Below are 5,040 nucleotides of genomic sequence, written 5' to 3'. Positions count from 1 at the left end.
GGAAATCCAGCCCGTCCGGCGATTGAGGACACCGGCGCGGAGCGCAGGTATCGGGTCCGGGCGGAGCCCGGGGAACGGTGGAAGGGCGGGGTAGGGGACTGCGCCGCAGGCACCCCGGGGCGCAGCCCCGGACGCAGCGGCCACCGGCCGGAGGAGGGTGCGGCACCTGAGAGAATGGCGGTATGGCCTTCGATCGTCCGCGCGCACTCTCCGGTATCCAGCCCACCTCCGGGTCCTTCCACCTGGGGAACTACCTCGGCGCCATCCGCCAGTACGTCGCCCTCCAGGAGACGCACGACGCGTTCTACATGGTGGTCGACCTCCACGCGATCACCGTGCCGCAGGACCCGGCGGACCTGCGGGCGAACACCCGGCTGTCGGCCGCGCAGCTGCTGGCCGCCGGCCTGGACCCGGAGCGCTGCACGCTCTTCGTCCAGAGCCACGTCCCCGAGCACGCCCAGCTCGGCTGGGTGATGAACTGCCTCACCGGCTTCGGCGAGGCCAGCCGGATGACCCAGTTCAAGGACAAGTCCGCCAAGCAGGGCACGGGCAACGCCACCGTCGGCCTCTTCACGTACCCGATCCTCCAGGTCGCGGACATCCTGCTCTACCAGGCGAACTCCGTCCCGGTCGGCGAGGACCAGCGGCAGCACGTCGAGCTCACCCGCGACCTGGCCGAGCGGTTCAACGCCCGCTACGGCCAGACCTTCACGATGCCGGCCGCGCACATCGTCAAGGAGACCGCGAAGATCTACGACCTGCAGGACCCGACGGCGAAGATGAGCAAGTCCACGGCCAACCCCAAGGGCCTGGTCAACCTCCTGGACGAGCCCAAGGCCACCGCCAAGAAGATCAAGAGCGCGGTCACCGACACGGACACCGTGATCCGCTTCGACGCGGTCGAGAAGCCCGGCGTCAGCAACCTGCTCACGATCTACTCCACCCTCACCGGCAGCACGATCGCCGACCTCGAAGAGAAGTACGAGGGCAAGGGCTACGGCGCGCTGAAGACGGACCTGGCCGAGGTCGTGGTCGACTTCGTCACACCCTTCAGGCAGCGCACGCAGGAATACCTGGACGACCCGGAGACGCTGGACTCCATCCTCGCCAAGGGCGCGGAGAAGGCCCGCGCGGTCGCCGCCGAGACGCTGGCCCAGGCCTACGACCGGATGGGGTTCCTGCCCGCGAAGCACTGATGCAAGGCCGGGACGACAGCGCGACAGCACTGTCGACCTGGTCCCCTGGCCGTTTCGGGGGTGCTGGCCCCACACTGGGGTCGGCACCATCCGCCATTCACAGGCCTCGCACAGCAGACGATCACGGAGGAGAACACGTGGGGACCGTAACGCTCGGCGTTTCGATCGCGGTCCCGGAGCCGTACGGCAGCCTGCTCCAGGAGCGGCGCGCCGGCTTCGGGGACGCCGCCGCGCACGGCATCCCCACGCACATCACCCTCGTGCCGCCCACCGAGGTGGAGGCCGGGCGGCTGCCGGCGATCCGGGCGCACCTCGCGCAGGTCGCGGCGGCGGGCCGGCCCTTCGTGATGCGGCTGGCGGGCACCGGCACCTTCCGCCCGCTCTCCCCGGTGGTCTTCGTCAACGTCGTCGCCGGCGGCGAGGCCTGCGGCCTGCTCCAGGGCCAGGTCCGGGACCCGCAGGGGCCGCTGCGGCGGGAGCTGCAGTTCCCGTACCACCCGCACGTCACCGTCGCGCACCACATCGCCGAGGAGGCGATGGACCGGGCGTACCGGGAGCTGGCGGGCTTCGAGGCGGAGTGGCTGACCACCGGCTTCGCCCTGTACGAGCAGGGCGTCGACGACGTCTGGCGCAAGCTGCGGGAGTACCCCTTCGGCAGCGGGCCGGCCGGGGTCCCCGCGCAGTGCGCTCACCGGGACGAGGCCACGCTCCAGCCGTAGCCGCGGATCTGCCGGGCGCGGAAGCGCAGGCTCCGCAGGACGAGCGAGCTGAACGGCCGGGTCGGGTCGGTGGAGATCATGGGACCGACCGTAGCCGTCAACGGTGACGATTCCGGTGGTTTCTTTCGACGGGCCGGTGATGATCCTTCGCTGTTTCCGGGGCACCGCGCCCCTACGGTGACCCCATGGACTGGTTGAAGAACCTTCCGGTGATCGGCCCCCTGGTGGTCCGGCTCACCGGCACGCACGCCTGGCGGTCGTACGAGCGGCTGGCGGAGGAGCACTGGAGCCGGCTCGCCGCCGCCATCACCTTCACCAGCTTCCTGTCCCTCTTCCCGCTGGTCACGGTCGCCGCCGCGATCGGTGCGGCGCTGCTCAGCAAGGGCCAGCTGGACCGGCTGGAGAAGAACCTCGGCGAGCAGGTGCCCGGCATCTCCGACCAGCTGGACATCGAGGGCCTGGTCCACAACGCCGGCACGGTCGGCCTGGTGGCCGGCGCGCTGCTGCTCTTCACCGGCATCGGCTGGGTCGGCTCGATGCGGGACTGCCTGCGGGCGGTCTGGCAGAAGGACGACGAGGACGAGGGTAACCCGGTCGTCCGCAAGGGCAAGGACGCCCTGGTGCTCTTCGGCCTCGGCGGGGTCGGCCTCGCCTCGGCCGCCGCCTCCGTCTTCGGCAGCAGCGCGGTGGGCAAGACCGCCGAGTGGCTGGGCATCCCGCGCGGCGGGGCCGGCGGGGTGCTGCTGCGGGCGGCCGCCTTCGGGGTGGGCGTGGTCGCCGCCTTCCTGCTCCTGCTGTACGTGCTGACGCTGCTGCCGGGGGTCTCGCCGGAGCGCCGCCCGCTGGTGACGGCGGCGCTCCTCTTCGCGGTCGGCTTCGAACTGCTGAAGCTGCTGCTCAGCGGGTACTTCCAGCAGGTCGCGGCGAAGAGCATGTACGGGGCCTTCGGGGTGCCGGTGGCCCTGCTGCTGTGGATCAACTTCACCGCGAAGCTGCTGCTCTACTGCGCGGCCTGGACGGCCGTGGACGCGCCCGAGGAGAGCGTCAGTCGCCGGCCGGCCGCCCCCCGCGACGACGCTGCGGCCAGCGCCGGTTGACGACGAAGCCGCCGGCCGCGATGGCCACCAGCGCCCCGCCGGCCAGCCCGAGGGCGGTGCCCACCCCGCCGGAGGACTCCTCGGCGGCGGCCGCCTTCTCGTTGTCGTGGCTCTGGGCGGGCGAGCCGAGGGAGGTGGTGTCGGCGCTCTTGGGCGGCACCAGCTCGCCGACCGGGGTGACCTTGCCGAGCGCGGCGAAGCCCCAGTCGAAGAGGTCGGCGGTCTCCTCGTAGACCTCGTTGCCGCTGCCCTCGCTCGGGTTCATCACCGTCACCAGCAGCTTCTTGTCGCCGTGCTGGGCGACGCCGGTGAAGGTGGCGCCGGCGTTGGTGGTGTTGCCGTTCTTGACCCCCGCGATGCCCTTGTACGGGGTGGCGCCGCTGGCACCGGTCATCAGGCGGTTGGTGTTCTGGATGCCGAAGGTCTCGCGCGGCTTGCCGGGCTTCTGGTCGCCGGGGAACTCGGCCGAGGCGGTGGCGCAGTACTCCCGGAAGTCCTTCTTCTGCAGCCCGGAGCGGGCGAACAGGGTCAGGTCGTACGCGCTGGAGACCTGGCCGGGGGCGTCGTAGCCGTCGGGGGAGACGACGTGGGTGTCGAGGGCCTGCAGCTCCTCGGCGTGCGCCTGCATGTCCGCGACGGTCTTCTCGATGCCGCCGTTCATCGCGGCCAGGACGTGCACCGCGTCGTTGCCGGAGCGCAGGAAGACACCCAGCCACAGGTCGTGGACGGTGTACTCGAGGTCTTCCTTGACCCCGACCAGGCTGGAGCCCTGGCCGATGTCGGCCAGCTCGGCGTCGGTGACCTTGTGGACCTGGTCCTTGGGCAGGGTGGGCAGCACGGTGTCCGCGAAGAGCATCTTGAGCGTGGAGGCCGGGGCCAGCCGCCAGTGCGCGTTGTGCGCGGCCAGCACCTCGCCGGTCTCGGCGTCGGCCACGATCCAGGACCGGCCGCTGAGGGTGGTGGGCAGCGCGGGGGCCCCGGGGCCGAGCCTGACCTGCGTCCCGGGCCGGCCGAGCAGGTTCCCGCCGACGGTGGACATCGAGGCGGGCGGCAGCGGCTGCTTCTTCGCGGTCTTCTTGCCCTTGGCGTCGGGGGCGGGCGAGGTCCCCGCACCCGGCTTCGTCCCCGGCTTCTCGTCGGCGGACGCGGGCCCTGCGGCCAGGGCGGGCAGCAGCAGCGCGGCGGAAAGGACCGTCAGCGCGGTCTTTTTGGCAGACACGCAGGTGAACGTACATCCAGTCCGGCTGGATGCCGAGCCGGACCGGGCGAACCGCCGCAACCTCCGCCGGGACAGCCCACCCCGACGCCGCCGTCCTGGGGACGGAACCGATACTGGCCCCATGAGACTCAGCCGTTCCGCCTCCTGGTTCCTGCTCGCGTTCGGAGTGTGGAGCTGGATCATCTGGATCACCTTCGTGAAAAACCTGTGGGCGGACGGCAGTGGCCTCGCCTTCGACGACGCGGGTGACCCGACCGCCTACTTCTGGGTGCACCTGACGCTGGCCATCACGTCCTTTCTCCTGGGGACGGGCGTCGGGCTGCTCGGGTTGCGCGGGGTCCGGGCGCTGCGGCGTGAATCACGATGACCGTCCTGCTGTTCGTCCTCGTGGGGCTGGCGGTCCTGGGCCTGCTGGTGCTGGTGCACCGCTGGCTGTGGGTCCGGCTGGTCCGTGACACGGGCCTCGCGGGGGCGTGGCGGACCGTGGGCACGGCCCTGACCTGGGCCCTGCCCCTGCTCTCCGTGGGCGCCCTGGTAGCGGGCCGCGCCGGCGCCCCCTTCTGGCTCCAGAAGACCCTCGCCTGGCCGGGCTACATGTGGCTGGCGGTCCTCCTGTACCTGAGCCTGGCCCTCCTGGTCGCCGAACCGGTACGAGCGCTCTGGCTCCGCCGGACCCGGGGCGCCGCCCCGGACCCCGCGCCTCAAACGCCGGCGAGGCTGGATTCGCCCTCCGGGCGAACCACCCCGCCGGCGGCGGAGGCAACCCCAGCCCCGCCGGCGTTTGAGGCGCGGGGGTCCGGGGGCGGAGC

The 5,040-nt window shown here is 71.8% G+C and carries 5 protein-coding genes and 1 pseudogene; 5 read left to right on the top strand and 1 reads right to left on the bottom strand.

All coding sequences use genetic code 11. From position 1 onward, the window contains the following. Positions 1 to 182: 182 nt before the first annotated feature. The 3 genes from trpS to AB0O40_RS37540 all read left to right on the top strand — a co-directional run bounded on the left by trpS (position 183) and on the right by AB0O40_RS37540 (position 3,012). Positions 183 to 1,196, top strand: a complete 1,014-nt coding sequence (gene trpS / locus AB0O40_RS37550; RefSeq protein ID WP_365050771.1) for a tryptophan--tRNA ligase — start codon at positions 183 to 185, stop codon at positions 1,194 to 1,196. 137 nt (positions 1,197 to 1,333) lie between these two features. Continuing rightward, positions 1,334 to 1,915 (top strand): 2'-5' RNA ligase family protein, encoded by a 582-nt coding sequence (locus tag AB0O40_RS37545; protein WP_365050768.1) that lies wholly within the window; start codon positions 1,334 to 1,336, stop codon positions 1,913 to 1,915. Positions 1,916 to 2,100: 185 nt separating this feature from the next. Continuing rightward, positions 2,101 to 3,012 carry a YihY/virulence factor BrkB family protein gene (locus AB0O40_RS37540; protein WP_365050765.1) on the top strand — a complete coding sequence of 304 codons (912 nt, stop codon included), beginning with the start codon at positions 2,101 to 2,103 and terminating at the stop codon, positions 3,010 to 3,012. Here the strand turns inward: AB0O40_RS37540 and AB0O40_RS37535 are convergent. Continuing rightward, entirely contained in the window at positions 2,960 to 4,231 is a 1,272-nt protein-coding gene (locus tag AB0O40_RS37535) for a D-alanyl-D-alanine carboxypeptidase (RefSeq protein ID WP_365050762.1), read from the bottom strand. The two genes, AB0O40_RS37540 and AB0O40_RS37535, sit on opposite strands and share 53 nt — an antisense overlap. Positions 4,232 to 4,352: 121 nt before the next feature. On the opposite strand from AB0O40_RS37535, the gene AB0O40_RS37530 reads away from it, so the two are divergent. Then, a complete protein-coding gene (locus tag AB0O40_RS37530) occupies positions 4,353 to 4,598 on the top strand; it encodes a hypothetical protein (protein ID WP_365050760.1) in 246 nt (81 codons plus the stop codon). Then, positions 4,595 to 5,040, top strand: a pseudogene (locus AB0O40_RS37525) (metallophosphoesterase); the annotation flags it as partial. The gene AB0O40_RS37530 and the pseudogene AB0O40_RS37525, both read left to right, overlap by 4 nt.

Source organism: Streptomyces sp. NPDC089919 (assembly GCF_040684615.1).
Lineage (GTDB): Bacteria > Actinomycetota > Actinomycetes > Streptomycetales > Streptomycetaceae > Streptomyces.
The sequence above is the reverse complement of the archived record's forward strand: the minus strand, read 5'-3'. Positions and strand labels throughout refer to the sequence as shown.

Excerpts from the sequence above, each read along its gene's own strand:
- trpS (WP_365050771.1), top strand. The coding sequence starts at position 183 with ATGGCCTTCGATCGTCCGCGCGCACTCTCCGGTATCCAGCCCACCTCC.
- AB0O40_RS37540 (WP_365050765.1), top strand. The coding sequence starts at position 2,101 with ATGGACTGGTTGAAGAACCTTCCGGTGATCGGCCCCCTGGTGGTCCGG.
- AB0O40_RS37530 (WP_365050760.1), top strand. The coding sequence starts at position 4,353 with ATGAGACTCAGCCGTTCCGCCTCCTGGTTCCTGCTCGCGTTCGGAGTG.